This window comes from Aeromonas sp. FDAARGOS 1411, assembly GCF_019047125.1.
Lineage (GTDB): Bacteria > Pseudomonadota > Gammaproteobacteria > Enterobacterales > Aeromonadaceae > Aeromonas > Aeromonas veronii.
In genome coordinates this window covers 4,371,523-4,392,342 of record NZ_CP077214.1, presented here as the reverse complement: position 1 = coordinate 4,392,342, position 20,820 = coordinate 4,371,523, and the positions used below count along the sequence as shown (strand labels likewise).

Genomic DNA, 20,820 nt, shown 5'->3' with positions numbered 1-20,820 from the left:
CTTATGGCGCCTTTTTTGTCGGTGTTTGCGGCAGCTGACCGGTCGCATCTCCAGCAGGATTACCCTGAATGTATATTTCACGACCATCTTTCTGGTAGGGACGATAGTAATCACCGCCACAGCGATAGCCGCCGCCCGGCGGGCTCATCAGCTCGCAGTTGACCGGCAATACCTCCAACCACTTGATGGCCTGCTGGTAGCGCAGCCACTCCTGCCATTCGTGTTCGCGCGCCAACTGATCGCGCAGGGCAAAGGTATCCGCAACGGACATCCCCTTGTTAACGATCACCTGACCCGCCATGGCTGGCAGGCTGAGCAACCCAGACAGCACTATGATCCAAGGCTTCATAACCCCTCCAGAGTGACTTAATTTCACAATTAAATTAAAAGTCACATCAATCTGTTATCCAGATCACAAAACGAAACATCACCAAAGTGGTGCCGGCTCACCTAGTTGTTAATTATCGTCCACGGCAGGAAGCACCACCATGAAGCTGACCCCCGCGCTGTTGCTCAGCCTCACTCTCTGCACCACTCTTGGTGCTACAAGCAACGCCAGCGAAATCAACATGAGCTGGCAGTGGCAATCCACCGATGGCCAGCGCAAGCACTTCCAGCTGACCACCGACGATCAGGTGATGGCCGCCAGTCGCCACGAGATGAGCCTGCTGAAGGCCTCTCTCACCAATCCGCTGGAGACCCTTTACGCCTACATCAGCCCGCGGCTCTACAACAGCATCAACCTGATCAACCAGAGCAGCCCGGAGACCGCTACCAAGTTTCGCAATCTGGAGCAGGCCTTCACCCTGCGGGACGACAGCATGGAGTCGATGCTGTTCTGGCAAGCCTACCAGCAGTATCAGGAGGATGCCTTCTACCAGATGAGGGTGATCCCCTGCGTCCATCCTGCCAATCGCAAACTGCCTTGCGTGCGACCCGATTACTCCCAGCTCTTCTACCACTTCAAGGGGCATCTCAAGCCGCTGGCGCAGCAGTTTGCCGCCAAGGATCTCGCCACCAGCGTCAGCCTGCTGCAGGAGTGGCTGAACGCCATCCCCACCCAGCCGGAGCAGCTGGATCACTTCGCGCCGCCGCTGCAGGCGCTGCAGGATAACAAGGCCGACAGCGACGAGAAGGCGCTGTTGATGGCCAGCCTGCTGGCAGAGCTGGCGCCGCAATATGTGCTCAGCATCATCTATCCGGATATCAGCATCGGCAGCGTCTCCCCTGCCTGGCTGGCCATTACGGCAGACAGTGGCGTACCCGGTGATGTTGTGGTGATCAACAATCAGCGCCATGTGCTGCTGACCGGCTCGTCCCTGCTGGCCCAGCAGATGACCATGGCCAAGATCCCCCTCATCAGCGAGTCGCTCTACTGACGCAGACAGCTCAGACCAGCAGCCAATTCATTGATTTTTATCGATGTCATGCCATCCTAGCCGCCCTTGCCAGCCAACCACCTGACTGGCGGGGCGCCGACGCTTCTGAATTGCGATCTTATTTAACACTTTTTAAACAGATCCGATCAGTTTAGGATGAAGCTCGCCCATTCCCTCAATCCGAAACTCGTTATAACATAACAAATGGAGTGTCATCAGGATGAAACATCTCGTACTTACTTTGGCGCTGCTGCCATCTCTGGTCTTTGCTCACAACTTCAAAGATGGCAACCCGGTGCCGCTGGTCAATGTCAGCGACAAGGGTGAGCTGGTACTGAATGGCAAGGAGATCGGCTACCAGCCGTGGCAGAGCACCTCGCTCACCGGCAAGGTGTTCCTGATCCAGCATATTGCCGGTCGCTCCAGTGCCAAGGAGCTGAACGCCCCGATGATCGAGGCGATCAAGGCCGCCAAGTTGCCGCAAGACAAGTACCAGACCGTTACCGTCATCAACAGCAATGACGCCATCTGGGGCACCTCCGGCTTCGTGAAGAGCAGTGCCGAGGACAGCAAGAAAGAGTTCCCTTGGTCCGCCATGGTGCTGGATGCCAAGGGCATGGCGCGCAACGCCTGGGATCTGACGCCGGAAAGCTCGGCGATCATTCTGCTGGATAAAGAGGGCAAGGTGCTGTTTGCCAAAGATGGCCAGCTCGATGCCAACAACATTGCTACCGTGATGGGGCTCATCAAGTCCCATCTCTAAGTCAGAGAGAAAGGGCGCTGATGGCGCCCTTTCCATAAGGGTCTATGGGTCGTATCAAGCTGAAAATCTGGATCTTGCTGCTGGGCTGGTTATGGCTGCAGCCTGCCCTTGCTCGGCACCAGTTTGAATCTGCCCTGCCCGGCCACGACGACCATCACTGCCTGGTTTGCGCCCTCCATCTGGATGGCAAACAGGTCATCACCGCCACCCCCTATTGTTTCCCCGGTTCGACCTCTGTTCTGCCAGCAGTTGCAACCATGCAACGCTCGGCAGATACCGCCACGCTTCACAGCTATGCCATCCGTGCGCCGCCCGCCTCTGCTTTTCTCTATCCCTTTGTTTAATTTCGCTATTTTTTTTGAAAAAGGATTAAAGATGAAAGCAGTTACTCTGTTGCTGGCCGCAGCGGCCTTTAGCGCACACGCCAATCACGACGAACACGAGAGCCACAGCCACGGCGCCCACGAGCATGGCCACGGCCACCTCAATCTGGTGGTCGATGGCGACCAGCTGATGATCGAGCTGCAGGCCCCTGCCGCCGATTTGGTGGGCTTCGAGCACGCCGCCAAGAGCGATGAAGAGAAGGCGCTATACGCCAAAGCCATCGCCCGCCTCCAGCAGCCTGACACCCTGTTCCGCTTCGACCCGGCCGGTGGCTGCAAACTGATCCAGCAGGAGTTGCAAGCAGCCAAAGAAGATCACGGCCATGACCATGACCATGACAAGGCTGCCAGCGACAAACATGAAGACCACCATGATCATGACGAAGCGGGTCACGCCGATATGGGCGCCATGTATACCTACACCTGCGCCACGCCAGCCAAACTCACCGGCCTTGAAGCGACCCTGTTCAGCGTCTATCCGAGCCTTGAGAAGCTGAGCGTGCAGGGGATCCTGCCCACCGGCCAGACCGCGGGCGAGCTGACCCCGTCCGCCAACAAGCTGAGCTGGTAACGCCATGAAAAAAGCCGTGGTTGAGATCCGCGATCTGGCCTTTGCCTGGCCAGGTGGCGACGCCGTACTCGATCTGCCCGCCCTCACCATCCGCGAGGGTGAGCGGGTCTTTATCAAGGGCCCGTCGGGCTCCGGCAAATCGACCCTGCTCGGGTTGCTGGCCGGGATCCAGACCGCCAACCACGGCACCCTGGAGGTGCTGGGCCAACCATTGGCCCGGCTCTCTGGCCGTGCCCGTGACCACTTCCGGGCGGCCAATCTGGGTTATATCTTCCAGCAGTTCAATCTGCTGCCCTTTCTCTCGGTGCAGGACAACGTGACTGCTGCCCTCACCTTCTCGCCCGCCAAACGGGCCCGCCTGCAAGGGAGTCCGGAGCAGGAGGCGCGCCGTCTGCTGGCGGAGCTGCAACTGCCGGACGACGCGCTGCATCGCCCCGTCCATGCCCTCAGCATTGGCCAGCAGCAGCGGGTTGCCGCCGCACGGGCGCTGATCGGTTCGCCACCGCTGGTGATTGCTGACGAGCCCACCTCTGCCCTCGACACCGACAACCGGGCGGCCTTTATCAAGCTGTTGTTCGAGGAGTGCGACAAGCAGGGCTCGACCCTGATCTTCGTCAGTCACGACCCTTATCTCGAACCCCTGTTCCCGCGGGTCGAAAATCTGCAACAGCTCAACCGGAGGGCATCATGCTGAGCACCGTTCAACACTGCGTCTCCCTGATGAATGCCATGCGTACCCACGCGGTACGACAACAAAACCGGAGGGTCACGTGCTAAAGCTCGCCCTGCAAAGTCTCTGGGCCCGCCGCCTTACCGCCGGGCTCACCCTGCTGGCCGTCGCCATCAGCGTCACCCTGCTGCTCGGGGTGGAGCGGGTGCGCACCCAGGCCCGCGAAAGCTTCTCCAACACCGTCTCGGGAACCGATCTCATCGTCGGCGCCCGCTCCGGTCAGGTGAACCTGCTGCTCTACTCGGTGTTTCGCATCGGCAACCCCACCAACAACGTGGGGTGGGACTCCTATCAGGCCATCAAGCAGAAACCGGGCGTAGCCTGGACCATCCCGCTCTCCCTTGGCGACTCCCACAAGGGATTTCGGGTGCTCGGCACCAATGGCGACTACTTCACCCACCTGAAGTACGGTCAGCAGCAGTCGCTGCAACTGCGGGAAGGACGGCCTTTCGAGACGCCGTTTGAAGCTGTGCTGGGCGCCCAGGTGGCCGAGAAGCTCGGCTATCACCTCGACCAATCCATCGTCATCGCCCACGGCGCTGGCAACACCTCGTTCAGCCAGCACGACAACCTGCCATTCAAGGTGGTGGGTATTCTGGCGCCGACCGGCACGCCCATTGATCGCACCATCCATGTGCCGCTGGCGGGGATAGAGGCGATCCATCTGGGCTGGGATACCGGCCGCCACAGCAAGAACGTGACGCCGGAGCAGGCGCTGGCGCAGGATCTCACCCCGAAAACCATCACCGCCTTTATGGTGGGGCTGAGCAACCGCATTCTGGCGTTCCAGCTGCAACGCAGCGTCAACACCTATCCCAAAGAGCCGCTGATGGCGATCCTGCCGGGGGCCGCCCTGCAGGAGCTGTGGAGCCTGATGAGCGTGGCGGAAACCGCTCTCTCGGTCATCGCCGGTTTCGTGGTGGTAGCGGGCCTGATCGGCATGCTGACTACCCTGCTGGCGGGGCTTAACGAGCGGCGCCGGGAGCTCGCCATTTTGCGATCCCTCGGTGCCGGCCCCGCCCACCTGTTCCTGCTGCTGGCGCTGGAGGCCATGGCGCTGACCACGGTCGGTATCGCCCTCGGGGTCGCCGTGCTCTATCTGGGACAGGGGCTTGCCTCGCCCTGGCTGCTCAGCCACTATGGCCTGCAACTGAGTCTGGGGCTGCCGAGCACCTACGAGTGGCAGTTGCTGGGGGTAGTCTGGCTGGCAGGCATGGTAATTGGCCTGCTCCCTGCCGCCCGCGCTTACCGCTACAGCCTGAGCGATGGCATGAGCATTCGCGTCTAGCGAGACGCCCAAAATTGAAACAGAAGGACAGATGATGAAGTGGAAAATTGTGGCGCTGCTCGCCAGCCTGCTGGTGCTGCCCGCCCTGGCCGCCGATTACAAGACCATCGACTGGGATGTGCTCATCCCGGAAGGGGAAAAACTGCTGCCACCGCCCCAGGTCAATCACGAAGATCCCATGTCGGTGCCGCAACCGGTGGGTGGGGTAAACAAGAAGCTGGACAACCAGGATGTGCGCATTCCGGGCTTCGTAGTGCCATTGGAGGGGGATGCCAAGAAGATCACCGCCTTCCTGCTGGTGCCCTACTTCGGCGCCTGCATCCATGTGCCGCCGCCCCCCACCAATCAGGTGATCTATGTGAGCTACCCCAAGGGTGCGCCGGTGGATGATCTGTGGGATGCCATCTGGGTGAAAGGCAAGATGCGCACGGTCAGCTCAAGCCACGAGATGGCCACCGCCTCATACTCGATGGAAGCGGTCGAGGTGAGCGTCTACGAGGAGTAATCCTCCCGTTGCAAAAAAAGCGGCCTCCACGGAGGCCGCTTTGTTATCTTGGCATCCCGGTTGGAGTAACATTCAGCTCCAGAACCTGTGCGAATGGAGTCAGCATGGCAGACCTCCCCCCCCCGAAAAAAGAGAGTTCGATCCTGAGCAGCCAGGAGCAGACCCTGCGTCTGGCCCGCAGTCGCGGCATCGACGGCATGCTCACCCGCAACACCGACAGCACCTTCGAACAGCGCGCCACCTTTCGCCATCTGGCGGATCAGGCCGCCCGCCAGCGCAATCTGGAAGCCATCATGGTGATGGCCTCCCGCCACTGCGAAGAGACCGCAGCTGGCGGCGAGATGGACAGCGACTGGCTGACCCGCTTCCTGCAACTGGCGGAAGATATCAGCATGGTGCCGATGCAGCAGCTGTGGGGGCGGATCTTCGCGCTGGAAGTAGCCACGCCGGGCCGCTTCTCCATTCGGGCGCTCGCCACCCTCAAAGAGATGACCCAGCGCGAGGCCCAGCTGTTTCAGCGCATCTGCTCGCTGACCTGCCACTATACCGGCAGCGACGAGCAACGGCTGCTGCTGGGGCTGCACAAGGGGGCCAGCTTGCTGAGCCGCGCCAAGGCGACGCGCCTTGGCCTTGGCAAATACCGACTGCCCTACAACGCCCTGCTGCAACTGTTTGAGCTCGGGCTGCTGCATCGCGCCGAGCTGGAGTCCGGCCCGCTGCCCGCCGATGGGGTCGAGCTGGAGTTCGGCAACCAGCGCTGGCGACTGCAGTGCAAGCAGAACAACATCACCCTGCTCTACTACCGCCTCACCCCGGTGGGCAACGAGCTCGCCCAGCTGCTGCAAGAATCGCCGCTGGAGGAGTACCTGCAGGATCTGAAAACCGTGCTGGTGCAGGGGATCCAGATTGAAGTGATGCAGCTCGTCAGCGCCCCCTCCTCACCCGCTCCCGACCCTCTCCCCTGATCTCTGGCGGGGCAGCGGATGCCCCGTCGGTTCGTGGCTCCTTCGCATCCAGCTGCTGACTCCAAGCTCATGGGCTTGACCAGAATAGGTTGCAAATTGCAGATACCGCAGCGGCACACCCTGTCAGATCCGTTGCATATTGCAAACAACCACGCGTTTTTCCTCTCCAAACCTCGCTAATAACACATCAATCATTAGTTTTTGCCAGCTGGCCCGCCCTTTGCACATGTCTTGACGCAGATCAAAATTTAACCACCACAGCTCGGGAGCAAGGCCATGAGAATCAATCAACCGGTTACCCAAAGAGAACGTCTCTATCCAGACCACCAGAGCCTCATCTCCACCACGGATCTGGAGAGCCGCATCACCTACGCCAACGATGAGTTCTGCGATATTGCAGGCTTCTCGCTCGACGAGCTGAAGGGGGAACACCACAATCTGGTGCGCCATCCTGACATGCCGAAACAGGCCTTTGCCGATCTGTGGGGTCACATCAGGGATGGCAAGAGCTGGATGGGACCGGTAAAAAATCGCTGCAAGAACGGTGATCACTACTGGGTCAGCGCCTTTGTCACCCCCATCAAGGATGCAAGCGGCCGGGTGGTGGAGTATCAGTCAGTGCGCACCGCCCCGAGCGAAGAGATCAAACAGCGGGCCGAGAAGGTCTATGCCGACCTTCGCAACAACAAGCTGCCGCTGGCGCTCAAGTTGCCCACCTTCTCCCATACCCTGGCCATCAACCTCTGTCTGCTGCTGAGCCTGCTCGCCATGTTTGCGCTGGGCTACAGCCACGATATGAACTGGCAACTGGCGCTAGCCGCCCTGCCGCTGGCGATAGCGGCCATCACCCTGAATGCCCTCTCCCGTCGCCTCGGCAAGCTCAACAAGATGGCCCGCAGTCGCTTTGACAACCCGCTGATGCAGCTGCTCTACACCAACAAGGTGGACAACATCGCCGCCATCGAACTCTCGATGGTGATGAATCAGGCCGAGTTCAACGCCGTGCTGGCCCGCACCCAGCAGACTTGCAGCAAGATCCTGCAGGCCGCCGAGGGGGATCTGCGCAACGCCGAATCCATCACCGACAACCTGCAACAGCAGCAGGCCGAAACCAATCAGGTTGCGACCGCCGTGACCGAAATGTCGGAATCCATTCGCGAGGTGTCACAAAGCTCGACTGACTCCTCCAGCCTGCTGGATGAAACGGCCGTGCTGTTCAAGAGCGGCAACAGTAGCGTGGCCGAAACCGTGGCTGCCGTGGCGGGCATGAACAGTGAACTGATCACCTCCAAGAGCGTGATCAGTGCGCTGGTCGGCCACTGCCGCGATATCGACGGCATCCTCGATGTGATCAACAACATCGCCAACCAGACCAACCTGCTGGCCCTCAACGCCGCCATCGAAGCGGCCCGGGCTGGCGAAGCGGGTCGCGGCTTCTCGGTGGTGGCTGACGAGATCCGCACCCTCGCCATCAAGACCCAATCCTCGACCAGCGAGATCCAGAAGATGATCACCGAGCTGCAAAACAGCTCTGGCGAGGCTGAGCAAGCGATGGAGAAGGGCTGCCAACTTGCCGACAGTTGCCAGCAGAAGGCCACCGCGACCGGCACCATTCTCCAGCAGATCAACAACATGTTGCAGCAGGTCGCCTCCGGCAGCGGCCAGATTGCCCAGGCGGTGCAGGAGCAGTCCCACGTCACCGCCGAGATCAACCGCAACGTGCTCAGCATCAAGACCCTGGCCGATGACTCCAGTGTCGGCAGCCAGCACGCCGTACACGGCATCACCCAGCTGGTAAACCAGTTGAGCGATCTCGACCGGCTGGTACGCCAGTTCCAGAAAGGGGCTCCGACAAGCCAAAGCCGCTACGAAGTTGCCGCTACCCGCGCCGTGCCGGTACGCCAAGCCAGATAACCACTACACCAACAATCACCGCAGAAAAACCCTATGGGCCTTTGGGCCCATAGGGTTTTTAATGTCCGCCAGCAAGAGGGCGGCACTCCCGCTTTCACTGTCCGATTTCCCTCTGCGCTGATGGGCCCAAGTGGTTGATTGACCACATTTAAACCCATTAATGATTAATTTATTGATCTTGCTCAGGAAACGACCCGCTTGTGCTTTTCACCCCAGCCCCGTTCGGTAACATAGCCGCTTGGCAACCTCTTGTCGGAGTCAGCCATGAGCCAAGCCAGTGCCAAAACGCAGGTAACAAGCAGCAGACTGGAGGCTGAAATTCAGGGGCGGTAGCGTGGTTTTTGTCGATTGGGGGCAGTGCGTAGCGAAGCCCAATAGACGAGCATTATCGCGTCAACCAGAGCGGGATAATGATGGGTTGATCGGTAAAATAAATTTGCAGATACGTTTCTGCGGTAAACGTTGGGCTTCAATGCGTTCAGCTCCAACCTACTATTTCTAGCTCAACATACGACATAAAAATAGTGATAGTCCCAACTCCAGCCCCATCTAAATATTCCATGGCTTTTTCATACGTAAAGATCAAAGCCAACAGTTTTATAATTAAGACTAGTGGCTATAGTTACCCCTACTCACTATATCTTTCACACAAATAAAAGAAGTGTATTTATGAACATCCAACATATTAAAGTTGGCAGTGTGCCACAGATTATTGAACTACTACCGAACTCAAGTGAACAAAATGACTCTCATCCTTTCACCCTAAAAACGAATAGTTCATGGGGCGAACAAGGGACCCAAGTATCAATAGAAAAATTGCGCCAAAATATCGAACCTTGGTTAACCGCTCTTTTCCAATCAGAACATTTAAATTTATTAATTGGTGCAGGCTTAAGTACATCCATTCAAATTTCAGCTACGGGAGCACCTCCTGCCGGCATGGGATGGATAAGTGATCTAGCTGTATGTCAAAACGAAATAAATGAATTTGCTGCAAAAACTGCAAAAGCGGCTGGCCGAGACCAAGGTAATATAGAAGATCAAATCAGAGCAATTAATGAGCTTATCAAAGGGCTTGAAATTCTAACGGTATTGAATAGCCCACAACCAGAAAACCCACCTACGCCATATGCAGCCTATAGAAATCTAAAAAATGATTTGGATACACTTAAAAGAGAGTTGTCCCGGTGTCTGGGTGAATTCTCTAAATCTGTAAGTAATGGAGAATACTTAATTAAAAGCGCAGACTCAACGCGCAAAGAGGATACTTTCAACTATCTTGTAAGCTTCTTAATGAGCTTTGCAAGTAGAACGGCTACTCGCGATAGGCTTCATATTTTTACAACAAACTATGACCGAATTATTGAGGTTGGGGCAGAGCTTGCTGGTTTAAGGCTAATAGATCGTTTTGTTGGAAGTATCGCTCCCGTTTTTCGGTCTTCGAGATTAGAAGTTGATTATCACTATAACCCCCCAGGAATACGCGGAGAACCTAGATATCTAGAGGGTGTTGCACGCTTCACAAAACTTCATGGATCTCTTGATTGGCATGAGCAAAATGGAGCGATCAGGCGCTTTGGTCTACCTTTTGGAGCACGTACTGTTGAGCCCTTTCTAGAAGCCGAAGGTCACGAAATAAATAGCTATGAACAACTAATGATTTACCCAAACTCAGTAAAAGATAGAGAAACAGCTGAATATCCTTATGTTGAATTATTTAGAGACTTAGCAGCAGCAACTAGCCGACCAAATAGCACACTGGTTACATATGGCTACAGTTTTGGTGATGAACATATAAATCGAGTAATTGAAGATATTCTTACTGTACCCTCTACCCATTTGGTTATTATTGCTTTTGGCGATCCACTCGGAAGAATTATTAATTTTATTAGTAAAAGCGGAAGAAAAGCACAGATCACTTTGCTAATGGGAGATCATTTAGGTGACCTCAAATCACTCGTTGACAACTATTTACCTAAACCTGCAATAGATAAAGCATCGATCAGGATGGCCGATCTACTTAAGCAACGTGGTTTTATCAAGTCAGAGCATGCAAGTAACTCAACTTCCGACGAGGTAACACTATGAGTTACTTGCCTATAGAAAGACTAGAGCAATTAAGAATAGGAACCGTTGGTTTTGTATCACCTAACGAAATAAGAGTTTCCTTAGAGATTGATTCTCCAGATTCAGTATCACTTCAAGGTGGCTCACCGCGAAATTTCCCCCGAATAAATAGTTATGTACTCATAAGTAGCGATGATGGATTTCTCGTTGGTCAGGTTGAGTGGATTGCGGTGGAGAACTCGCCATATCCCAAAAGGCGAGGCTTACAAGATTTTGGCTTGATAGACCTACCTTTCCCGTTGAAGAAACTCAGTATAAATCCTGTTGGAACATTGAGAAGCGATAGAAAAAATGATGGATTCAAATTTACAAGAGGAACAGATGCATTTCCCTCAGTTGGTGATTCCGTCCTCCTACCTACTGACCAGCAGTTAAAATCAATTATCGAATCAGGTGAAAATAGAAGAGTTAAAATCGGAGATAGCCCTCTTGCTAACAATGCTGAAATAAAAGTAGACCCAGATAGACTTTTTGGAAGACATATAGCTGTTTTAGGTAACACTGGTAGCGGTAAATCATGCTCTGTAGCAGGGTTAATTCAATGGTCTTTAGATGCTGTTCTACAACAAGGGCAAACTCCAAATGCTCGATTTGTAATACTTGATCCAAATGGAGAGTACAGTAGAGCATTTGGTCCAGAATCAAAATACAAGGGTAAGTTATTACGCGTAGATGCTAATACTGTTGCTGAAGAGATAGATCTTAAGGTTCCATCATGGTTATGGAATAGTTCTGAGTGGGGAGCTTTCACTCAGGCCAGCTCAAAAGTTCAACTCCCTTTACTACGCAGAGCGTTGAGGGCGATGAGAAATGATGTTTTGTCAGATAGTGATGTGAAAATCCAAGCAAAACACTTTTGTGGCATCCTTCTCATATCAGTGAGGCAATTGACAAGTCAAGGTCAGATATATGTTAATGGGGGCCATGCCAAAGGCTTTGTAGAAAGTTTAACCTCTTGGAAAAATAGCATTACCACATTAGATGAAAAATTCTTAGAGAAACCATTTGAGAATTTAATAAACACAATAGATGAATATCTTTCAACACGAATAGGGCAGCAGTGGCCCGCGAAACCTAATGTATCTGAAACCGACAAGTTAATTGACTCTTTAAATAATACATATGCTGCGCTTGGCGGTGATGAACAAGAGCTTCTTCCAAAAAGTGAAGATACGCCTATTCCTTTTAAAGGGGATGACTTTGTCGCTTACCTTGAAGCTCTAGCGAAAGAAACAGGTACAGAGCAGTTTGTAGAATTTCTTTTGACTCGCATTAGAACGATGCTTGGTGACACTCGTATAAATTCAGTAACAAATGACTCAGAAGAACCAATTAGTTTAGCTAGTTGGTTAGACACTTTTCTTGGGGAAGATTAACGAGGCTCTATAACTGTTATCGATTTATCTCTAGTCCCAAATGAAATTATACATCTGGTAACCGCTGTAATTTCCAGAGTAACTTTTGAAGCACTTCAACGCTATCGAAGGATAAATGGAAAACCATTACCAACAGTGATGGTCGCAGAGGAGGCACATACATTCATTAAGCGATACAAAGAAGATAGTGAAGGTCAGTCAGTCTCTGATGTATGCTGTAAAGTATTTGAAAAAATCGCTCGTGAAGGACGAAAATTTGGCTTGGGCCTTGTAATTTCCTCCCAAAGGCCGTCAGAGTTATCTCCTACTGTTTTATCTCAGTGCAATACTTTTTTGTTACATCGAATTAGTAATGATAGAGATCAAGAGCAAGTCCACAAACTTGTTCCTGATAATATGAGAGGGCTATTAAGGGAGTTGCCATCATTACCATCTCGGCATGCCATTTTACTTGGATGGGCTTCTGAACTTCCTGTTCTAGTAAGAATGAAAGAGCTTACCGAAAAGCAAAGACCACAATCAGACGACCCTGATTTTTGGAATGTATGGTCTAATTCAACAGAAGATCTTCGTGAGGTAGATTGGCAACTAATAGCAAATGATTGGCAAAATCAAGACTAAATAAGGCTGTAAAATAGAGCCCGTAGATTCGAATAACGCAGCGTATTCGGACAATCGCGAATCCCCCCCGCGATATAAGCAGGGATCGGAAGAACTCCTTGCGGGGTTGCTATCGACCGCCTTGGGGTGGCTCAAGGCCCGCCGGTGCCACTATAAGTTGAATTTATGGGTTTTCCGATAATGACCCAACTTTTTCTTATAGTGGCTGCTGCCAACCCAGCAGCGCCTATGGTAGCCAAGTGGCAGACCACTGGGCGCTTGTTTTAGGTTCTTCCGATCCAGCTACAGGTAGTTCCCCTGCCGCAGAGCGGCCAGCAACTCCTCCACCACAACCTCCACCGCTTTACCGGCATTAAGTAGATGAATTTCCGGCTGCTCCGGTGCCTCATAGGCGGAGTCGATACCGGTAAAATTCGTGATCTCCCCGGCCCGCGCCTTTTTATAGAGCCCCTTGGGATCGCGCTCTTCACAGACGGCGAGCGGCGCATCGACAAACACCTCGACAAACTCCCCCTCGCCCAAGAGGCTGCGCACCAGCGCCCGCTCGGCACGAAATGGCGAGATAAAGGCGGTAAGCACGATCAGGCCCGCATCCACCATCAGTTTTGCCACCTCGCCGACCCGGCGGATATTCTCCTGACGGGCGGCGTCGTCGAAGCCAAGATCGCCGCAGAGGCCGTGGCGCACATTGTCACCATCCAGCAGATAGGTGTGCTTGCCTTGTGCCGCCAGCGCCTGCTCCAGCGCCCCCGCCAGGGTGGACTTGCCCGCCCCGGAGAGCCCGGTAAACCAGATCACCAGCGGTTTTTGCCCTTTAAGCTCGGCCCGGCTCTGTTTGTTCACGGCATGCTTGTGCCACACGATATTACTCATCCCACACTCCTTGCTTGGCGCTCACGCCTCAAAACTTAAACTGTCCGGCACCACGGGGAGCCGCCTCGGACTATCCGCCGACAACGTGCTGATGCCATGGCATTGCTCATCCAACACTCCTTGTTTGGCGCTTACGCCTTAAAACGGAAACAGCAGGGGCACCATCACAATCACCCCGAGGCTATAGGCCAGCGAGACCGGCAGGGCCAGCTTGAGGTAGTCCGGCATCTTGTAGTTGCCCGCGGCATAGACCATCAGGTTGGTCTGGTAGCCGTAAGGCAGGATAAAGCTGGAGCTGGCCCCGAACAGCACCGCCAGAATAAACGGCATGGTCGAGACATCCATGCTGAGCGCCAGCTGGTAACCCATAGGGAAGGCCAGCGCGGCCGCCGCGTTGTTGCTCATCAGTTCGGTCAGCACCAGGGTAAAAACATAGATACCGATAAAGGCGATGATGGGGCTGGCACCGTTGAACTCCCCCATCAGCCAGTCGGCGATAAGCTTGGCCAGCCCGCTCTTTTCCAGCTGATCGGCAATGGCCAGCGCCCCGCCCACCACCAGCCAGATATCCAGCGGAAAGCGGCGGCGGATCTCGTCCAGGGTCAGAATACGGGTGAGCAGCAGCGCCACCAGCATCAGCAGCAAGCCCTTGAACAGCGGCACCAGATCGAATACCGAGAGCGCCAGCACCCCGAGAAAGCCCAGCACCACGGCGGCGCTACGCTTGCCATCGAGACGGGTGGAGGCTTCCAGCCCGCTCACCACCACAAACTCCCGTCCCAGCGATTTGTTGCGGGCAAACTGGGGGCCGGGGGCCAGCAGCAGGGTATCACCGGCATGCAGCTCAATCTGGCCGAGGCCACCGGTAAGCTGGGTTTCACCGCGGCGCACCGCCAGTACCACCGCATCGAAGTGGGTGCGAAACTCGGCATCCTTGATGGTCTGACCCACCAGCCGCGAGCTGTGGCTGACGATCACCTCCACCAGATGCTGGCCGTTGAGGCGGTGCTGGCCGTAGAGATCCAGCCCCTTCATCTCCTGCAACACACCGACGCTCTCCACATCGCCGCAAAAGAGCAGCACATCCCCTTCGTGCAGTTCGTGTTCCGGCTGCACCGGGCAGATCACCTGCTCGCCGCGAATGATTTCCGCCAGATAGAGGCTTTTCAGGCTGCGCAGGCCGTTCTCCTTGACGCTGCGCCCCGCCAGCGGTGAACCGGCGCCCACCTTGGCTTCGAGAAAGTAGCCGGATTCGCGGCTCATCTCGGTATCCTGCACAGGCAGGTGACGGGCAAACAGCAGCACGGCCACCAGACCGGTCAGCAGGGTACCCGCTCCCACCATAAAGAAGTCGAACATGCCGAGCGGCGGCGCCCCCATCTTGATGAGGAAGCTGTTGACGATCAGGTTGGTGGAGGTGCCGATCAGGGTCAGCACCCCGCCAAAGGTGGCCGCGAAGCACATGGGCAGCAGCAGTCGCGACGGCGCATGGTTGGGGTTGCGTTTGACCGCTCCCAGCATGGAGGCCACCACGGCGGTGTTGTTGACGAAGGCCGACAGGAAGGCGGTGGAGAACCACACCTTCACCAGCACCTTGTTGAATGAACCCGTGCCCACCAGATTGGCGAACCAGCTCATGATGCGGGTCTTCTCCACCGCCAGCGACACCAGCAGCAACAGCACCAGCGTCAGCAGGGCACTGTTGGTGTAGCCCGCCACCACGGCATTGATATCCGCCAGTCCGCTCAGGTAGGTGATGAGCACGGCGCCCGAGAAGAGCAGCGCCGGGCGGAGTTTGCCCTGGATCAGCAGGGCCACGAGAGCAGCCAGCAGACCCAGCACCAGGAATTGTTGCCAGGTCATGGGCTTACTCCTTGCTTGTGTCGTTACCGATGGCAAGGGCTTGCCAGTGCGGGAAGTGCTTGCGCACCAAGGCGTTGAGCTCGATCTCAAACTCGCTGTAGTGCCCTTTTACCGCTTTGGCGGCCAAGCCTTCCACTATCATGCCGGCGCCGACGGTGACGTTGGTCAGCCGGTCGATCAGGATAAAGCTGCCGGTATCGCGGATCTCCTGATACGGGTCGAACGCCACCGGGTCGGTGAGGCTCAGCTCGCACAGGCCGATCTCGTTGAGCTTGAGCTCGCTCGCAGGCAGCTCGTCCAGCTTGTTGATCTCGATGCGGTGGCGGATGGCCTCCACCTGACCGCGACTCTTCTTGGTGGCCAGCTTGACGTCGTAGACCCGGCCCGGTTGCAGGGACTCCTCCCCCATCCAGACGATATGGGCCAGCACATTCTGGGTCACTTGCGGCCGCTTGGCGGCATCCACCAGCAGGTCGCCGCGGCTGATGTCGATCTCGTCGGCAAAGGTGACCGTGATGGCCTGACCCGGCAGGGCGTACTCCAGATCTCCGTCGAAGGTGACGATGCGGGTGACTGTGCTCTCCTTGCCGGACGGCAACACCGCCAGCTTGTCGCCCACTCGCAGGATGCCGGAGGCGAGCGTGCCCGCGAAGCCGCGAAAATCGAGGTTGGGGCGGTTCACATACTGCACCGGCAGGCGCACCGGATGGCGCTCCAGCTCGCGCTCAACCTCGGCGGATTCCAGCAGAGCAAGCAGGGTTTCGCCCTGATACCAAGCCAGCTTGTCGCTCTGGTTGACCACGTTGTCACCGTCCAGCGCCGAAACCGGCACGATATGGATGGTGTCGACGCTGAGCTTTTTGGCGAACTCGCGGTAATCGGCGCTGATGCGCTCGAACACCTCCTGACTAAACTCCACCAGATCCATCTTGTTGACCGCCACCACGAACTGCTTGATGCCGAGCAGGCTCGCAATAAAGCTGTGGCGGCGGGTCTGATCCAGCACCCCTTTGCGGGCGTCGATCAGAATGATGGCCAGATCGCAGGTGGAGGCGCCGGTCGCCATGTTGCGTGTGTACTGCTCATGGCCCGGGGTATCCGAGATGATAAATTTGCGCTTGGCGGTGGAGAAATAGCGGTAGGCCACGTCGATGGTGATGCCCTGCTCGCGCTCCGCTTGCAGGCCGTCTACCAGCAGCGCCAAGTCAAGCTTCTCCCCGGTGGTGCCGAGCTTCTGGCTGTCGGACTCCAGCGCTTTGAGCTGATCTTCATAAATCTGCTGGGAGTCGTGCAGCAGGCGACCGATAAGGGTGCTCTTGCCGTCATCCACGCTGCCGCAGGTGAGAAAACGCAGCAGACTCTTGTGCTGCTGGGCGTGCAGATAGGCTTCGATGCCCTGTTCGGTGATGGCGGTCTGAATATGGCTGTTCATGCTGACGACTCCTTAGAAATATCCCTGACGCTTCTTCTGCTCCATGGAGCCGGCCTGATCGTGGTCAATCAGCCGCCCTTGCCGCTCGCTCGAAGTGGTGAGCAGCATCTCTTCAATAATTTCCGGCAAGGTGGTGGCATCGGATTCGATGGCCCCGGTCAGCGGGTAGCAACCGAGGGTGCGGAAACGAACCAGCTCCTGCTTCACTTCGTCTTCCGGGCCGATGGGCATACGATCGTCATCCACCATGATCTTGATACCGTTTCGCTCCACCACCGGACGGTAAGCGGCGAAGTAGAGCGGCACTATGTCGATCTTTTCCAGATAGATGTATTGCCAGATATCCAGCTCGGTCCAGTTGGAGAGCGGGAACACCCGGATGCTCTCCCCCTTGTTGACCTGGCTGTTGTAGACCCGCCACAGCTCCGGGCGCTGGTTCTTCGGATCCCAGCGGTGGGACTTGTCACGGAAGGAGTAGACCCGCTCCTTGGCGCGGGACTTCTCCTCGTCGCGGCGGGCACCGCCGAAGGCGGCATCGAAGCCATATTTGTTGAGCGCCTGCTTGAGCCCCTCGGTCTTCATGATGTCGGTGTGCTTGCCGCTGCCGTGGACGAAGGGGTTGATGCCCATGGCGAGCCCCTCCGGGTTCTTGTGGACGATGAGATCCAGCCCGTACTTCTTGGCGGTCTCGTCGCGGAACTTGATCATCTCCTTGAACTTCCAGTCGGTGTCGACGTGCAGCAAGGGGAACGGGATCTTGCCCGGATAGAAGGCCTTGCGGGCAAGGTGCAGCATGACAGAGGAGTCCTTGCCGATGGAGTACATCATCACCGGGTTTTCAAATTCGGCAGCCACCTCGCGGATGATATGGATGCTCTCGGCTTCCAGCTGCTGCAAGTGGGTCAATCTTTCACGGTCCATGTTGGTCCTCGGGTCATTGCTTATGCGCCTGCTCGGGGCGCTGGGTGGTTCAGTTCGCGGCCGCGCTGGCAGCCGCATCAAATATCTCTTTCCGGGTCAGGCCAGCTGCACCAGCTTGAGGTCGCAGCCATCGAGATCCGGGTTAGCGCGCTGCTGCTCGCCGCCCAGCTCTCCAAACCAGGCGAGCCGCTCGCGCAGGGCAACCACTTCGCCGATGACGATAAGCGACGGGCTCACCGCCTGTTTGGCCAGCTCAGCCAAGTCGGCCAGCGTGCCGGTCAGCACCCGCTGGCGGGATGTGGTGCCGCGCTCGATGATGGCGATGGGGGTGGCTTGGCTTCGGCCGTGATCCACCAGCTGCTGCTGGATATGCTCTGAGCGCATCAGCCCCATGTAGATGACCAGGGTCTGACTGGTGGCGGCGAGCTGCTGCCAGTCGGGCTCCTTGCCATCGATCTGGCAGTGGCCGGTAATAAAGACGGCGCTCTGGGCGTAATCACGGTGAGTGAGCGGAATACCGGCATAGGCGGTGGCACCGGCGGCGGCCGTGATGCCGGGCACTACCGAGAAGGGGATGCCTTCATCGGCCAGCACTTCCAGCTCTTCGCCGCCACGACCAAACATAAAGGGATCGCCCCCTTTCAGCCGCACCACCCGGTTGCCCGCCTTGGCGTATTCCACCAGCAGGCGATTGGTCTCCTCCTGCGGCACGCTGTGGGCTCCCGCCTTCTTGCCAACCGACACCAGAGTGGCGTCGCGGCGCACCAGATCGAGGATCTCGGCGGAGACCAGCTGGTCGTAGAGCACCACTTCAGCCTGTTGAATCTGTTGCAGCGCCTTGAGGGTCAGCAGGCCCGGATCACCGGGGCCCGCGCCGACCAATACCACCTCGCCCACTTCGCTTTTCGCCTGATCGAGGCCATCACTCAGCCACTGCTCGGCACCTTGCCAATCCTCTTTTTCAATCAGGCTGGCGAGGGTGTTGGAGGCAAAGGCGCGCTCCCAGAAGCGACGACGATCGGAAATCGAGGAGAGCACCCGCTTGGCCTTGTCACGGACCCGGCCGGAGAGCTCGGTCAACCCGCCAAGATGGCGCGGCAGCAGGCTCTCCAGCCGCTCGCGCAACAGGCGCACCAGCACCGGCGCCTTGCCGCCACTGGAGACCGCTACCATCAGCGGCGAGCGATCGATGATCGAGGGGAAGATAAAGCTGGAGCGTTTGGGGTCATCCACCACGTTGACGAACAGACCCAGCTGGTTGGCGCTCTGATAAACGAGGGCGTTGACTTCGAGGTTGTCGGTCGCCGCCACCACCAAAATCTGGCCAGCCAGATGGGCCGGGGTGAAGCGCTCCGCCAGATGGGTGAAACGACCGGTGAATTCCGCAAATTCCGGTTCAAGCTCCGGGGAGACCAGGGTCAGCCGGGCACCGGCCGCCAGCAGCAGGCGCGCCTTGCGCAGGGCAACCTCGCCCCCGCCCACCAGCAGTACCGGGCGGCCTTCCAACTTGGCAAACATAGGTAAATAATCCATTTCGGCCCATCCCTCGGAACACGACTAATATGGGGCGACTATAGGCAGGGCAGCTTATCCCTCAAAATAATAAAAAATGCTTTTTAATGCGTTTTGGTAATTAGCAAAGCCAATTCATGACAAAGGCGTACAAAGTCACTTGTGGTACCTGACGCCAGACCATAGGCTAGGGACTGTGTTTCATAAGGAGCTAAATGATGAATGAATCATTGATTGTGCTAGGGATTTTTGTGTTCCTGGTGCTCGCCACCCTGAGCGCGGGCATCAAGATAGTGCCCCAGGGCTACAACTGGACGGTAGAGCGCTTCGGCCGCTACACCCGCACCCTGACCCCGGGTCTCAACCTGCTGATCCCCTACGTGGATCGGGTCGGCCACAAAATCATCATGATGGAGCAGGTGCTGGATATCCCGGCACAAGAGGTGATCTCCCGCGACAACGCCAACGTCACCATCGATGCCATCAGCTTTGTGCAGGTGGTGGATGCCCGCAAAGCGGGTTACGAGGTCAACGATCTCACCAGCGCTATCCGCAATCTCACCATGACCAACATGCGCACCGTGCTCGGCGCCATGGAGCTGGACGAGATGCTCTCCCAGCGCGACACCATCAACGAGAAACTGCTGCGCACCATGGATGCCGCCACCGCCCCCTGGGGCATCAAGGTGACCCGCATCGAGATTAAAGATGTGCGCCCGCCGCTGGCGCTGGTCGAAGCGATGAACGCCCAGATGAAGGCCGAGCGCCAGAAACGGGCCGAGGTACTGGAGGCCGAAGGGGTGCGCCAGTCCAAGATCCTGAAAGCGGAAGGGGAGAAGCAGTCCCAGATCCTCAAAGCCGAAGGTGAGCGTCAGGCCGCCTTCCTCGCCGCCGAAGCGCGGGAGCGTGCTGCCGAGGCGGAAGCAAAGGCGACCCATATGGTTTCCCAGGCAATTGCGGAAGGAGACCTGCAGGCCATCAACTACTTCGTGGCTCAGAAATATACCGAGGCACTGGCCCGCATCGGTGAAGGCCCCAACAGCAAGATCATCATGATGCCGCTGGAAGCGGGCAGCCTGATTGGCTCGGTGGCCGGCATGGCCGAGCTGTTCAACAAAGATGGCAAGGGCAGCAAGTCATGACAGCCCTGTTAGAGGGGCTGACCCACTGGCATTGGCTGGGGCTCGGCTTCATTCTGCTGGCCATCGAGGTGCTCGGCTCGGTGGGCTTTTTGCTCTGGACCGGCATCGCCGCGCTGGAAGTGGGCCTGCTGCTGCTGATCTGGCCCTTTGGCTGGCAGGCGCAGCTGCTGCTGTTTGCGGTGCAATCCCTGCTCACCACCTGGGCCTGGTGGCGCTGGCAGCACCAGCGCGACAACTCGGGTCAGGATGCCGCCAGCACCATCAACGAGCGGATGCAGAGCTATATGGGCCGCGAGCTGACCCTGCTGGATGATGTCGCCCAAGGCACCAGCCGGGTACATCTGGACGACACGGTCTGGACGGTGCGCTGCGACGAGTCGCTGCCTGCAGGCAGCAAGGTCAGGGTGGTGGGGGCCGACTCCCACATCCTGCTGGTTGAACCCCGCAACTGACGC

Annotated in this window: 20 protein-coding genes; 14 read left to right on the top strand and 6 right to left on the bottom strand. The window is 56.9% G+C overall.

Features of this window, described 5'->3' with window-relative positions; genetic code table 11:
- Window position 1: 1 nt before the first annotated feature.
- Window positions 2–349: a hypothetical protein gene (locus tag I6L41_RS20070; protein WP_216960895.1), complete on the bottom strand. Its 348-nt coding sequence runs from the start codon at window positions 347–349 to the stop codon at window positions 2–4.
- Between the two features lie 139 nt (window positions 350–488).
- Between I6L41_RS20070 and I6L41_RS20065 the strand changes: the two genes are divergently transcribed.
- The 12 genes from I6L41_RS20065 (at window position 489) to I6L41_RS20790 (ending at window position 12,622) form a co-directional block, all read left to right on the top strand.
- Window positions 489–1,379 (top strand): hypothetical protein, encoded by an 891-nt coding sequence (locus I6L41_RS20065; RefSeq protein WP_043821720.1) that lies wholly within the window; start codon window positions 489–491, stop codon window positions 1,377–1,379.
- A 220-nt stretch (window positions 1,380–1,599) separates the two neighbouring features.
- Window positions 1,600–2,142: a YtfJ family protein gene (locus tag I6L41_RS20060; protein WP_005335681.1), complete on the top strand. Its 543-nt coding sequence runs from the start codon at window positions 1,600–1,602 to the stop codon at window positions 2,140–2,142.
- 44 nt (window positions 2,143–2,186) lie between these two features.
- A complete protein-coding gene (locus tag I6L41_RS20055) occupies window positions 2,187–2,486 on the top strand; it encodes a DUF2607 family protein (protein ID WP_100645133.1) in 300 nt (99 codons plus the stop codon).
- Window positions 2,487–2,517: 31 nt separating this feature from the next.
- Window positions 2,518–3,096, top strand: coding sequence for a DUF2796 domain-containing protein (locus I6L41_RS20050; RefSeq protein ID WP_216960893.1), 579 nt, complete (start codon window positions 2,518–2,520; stop codon window positions 3,094–3,096).
- A 4-nt stretch (window positions 3,097–3,100) separates the two neighbouring features.
- Complete coding sequence (locus tag I6L41_RS20045; protein WP_005335686.1) at window positions 3,101–3,790, top strand: ABC transporter ATP-binding protein; 690 nt, start codon at window positions 3,101–3,103, stop codon at window positions 3,788–3,790.
- A 76-nt stretch (window positions 3,791–3,866) separates the two neighbouring features.
- On the top strand, window positions 3,867–5,114 hold the full coding sequence (locus I6L41_RS20040) for an ABC transporter permease (RefSeq protein WP_005354695.1): 1,248 nt from the start codon (window positions 3,867–3,869) through the stop codon (window positions 5,112–5,114).
- Between the two features lie 31 nt (window positions 5,115–5,145).
- Window positions 5,146–5,619, top strand: a complete 474-nt coding sequence (locus tag I6L41_RS20035; protein WP_026034852.1) for a DUF3299 domain-containing protein — start codon at window positions 5,146–5,148, stop codon at window positions 5,617–5,619.
- A gap of 104 nt (window positions 5,620–5,723) precedes the next feature.
- Window positions 5,724–6,584 carry a TIGR03899 family protein gene (locus I6L41_RS20030; protein ID WP_005335692.1) on the top strand — a complete coding sequence of 287 codons (861 nt, stop codon included), beginning with the start codon at window positions 5,724–5,726 and terminating at the stop codon, window positions 6,582–6,584.
- A 276-nt stretch (window positions 6,585–6,860) separates the two neighbouring features.
- Window positions 6,861–8,498 (top strand): PAS domain-containing methyl-accepting chemotaxis protein, encoded by a 1,638-nt coding sequence (locus I6L41_RS20025; RefSeq protein WP_216960889.1) that lies wholly within the window; start codon window positions 6,861–6,863, stop codon window positions 8,496–8,498.
- Between the two features lie 669 nt (window positions 8,499–9,167).
- The gene (locus tag I6L41_RS20020; RefSeq protein ID WP_216960886.1) at window positions 9,168–10,586 is read left to right on the top strand and encodes an SIR2 family protein; all 1,419 of its coding nucleotides are present in this window, start codon (window positions 9,168–9,170) and stop codon (window positions 10,584–10,586) included.
- Complete coding sequence (locus I6L41_RS20015; RefSeq protein ID WP_254203357.1) at window positions 10,583–12,001, top strand: DUF87 domain-containing protein; 1,419 nt, start codon at window positions 10,583–10,585, stop codon at window positions 11,999–12,001. Before I6L41_RS20020 ends, I6L41_RS20015 begins: the two co-directional genes overlap by 4 nt.
- A 135-nt stretch (window positions 12,002–12,136) precedes the next feature.
- The gene (locus I6L41_RS20790; protein WP_254203355.1) at window positions 12,137–12,622 is read left to right on the top strand and encodes an ATP-binding protein; all 486 of its coding nucleotides are present in this window, start codon (window positions 12,137–12,139) and stop codon (window positions 12,620–12,622) included.
- 282 nt (window positions 12,623–12,904) lie between these two features.
- On the opposite strand, the gene cysC is transcribed toward I6L41_RS20790, so the two are convergent.
- The 5 genes from cysC to cysG form a co-directional block, all read right to left on the bottom strand.
- On the bottom strand, window positions 12,905–13,495 hold the full coding sequence (cysC, locus tag I6L41_RS20010; protein WP_216960883.1) for an adenylyl-sulfate kinase: 591 nt from the start codon (window positions 13,493–13,495) through the stop codon (window positions 12,905–12,907).
- A 138-nt stretch (window positions 13,496–13,633) separates the two neighbouring features.
- Window positions 13,634–15,358: an SLC13 family permease gene (locus I6L41_RS20005; protein WP_136501696.1), complete on the bottom strand. Its 1,725-nt coding sequence runs from the start codon at window positions 15,356–15,358 to the stop codon at window positions 13,634–13,636.
- Window positions 15,359–15,362: 4 nt separating this feature from the next.
- Window positions 15,363–16,790, bottom strand: a complete 1,428-nt coding sequence (cysN, locus tag I6L41_RS20000; protein WP_042079975.1) for a sulfate adenylyltransferase subunit CysN — start codon at window positions 16,788–16,790, stop codon at window positions 15,363–15,365.
- 12 nt (window positions 16,791–16,802) lie between these two features.
- Complete coding sequence (gene cysD / locus I6L41_RS19995; protein ID WP_100645123.1) at window positions 16,803–17,711, bottom strand: sulfate adenylyltransferase subunit CysD; 909 nt, start codon at window positions 17,709–17,711, stop codon at window positions 16,803–16,805.
- 96 nt (window positions 17,712–17,807) lie between these two features.
- Entirely contained in the window at window positions 17,808–19,244 is a 1,437-nt protein-coding gene (gene cysG, locus I6L41_RS19990) for a siroheme synthase CysG (RefSeq protein ID WP_216960880.1), read from the bottom strand.
- Window positions 19,245–19,441: 197 nt separating this feature from the next.
- Here cysG and I6L41_RS19985 point away from each other — a divergent pair, with 197 nt between their 5' ends.
- Window positions 19,442–20,365, top strand: a complete 924-nt coding sequence (locus I6L41_RS19985; protein WP_005335703.1) for an SPFH domain-containing protein — start codon at window positions 19,442–19,444, stop codon at window positions 20,363–20,365.
- Complete coding sequence (locus I6L41_RS19980) at window positions 20,362–20,817, top strand: NfeD family protein (RefSeq protein ID WP_005354718.1); 456 nt, start codon at window positions 20,362–20,364, stop codon at window positions 20,815–20,817. The genes I6L41_RS19985 and I6L41_RS19980 overlap by 4 nt, the downstream gene beginning before the upstream one ends.
- Window positions 20,818–20,820: the final 3 nt, after the last annotated feature.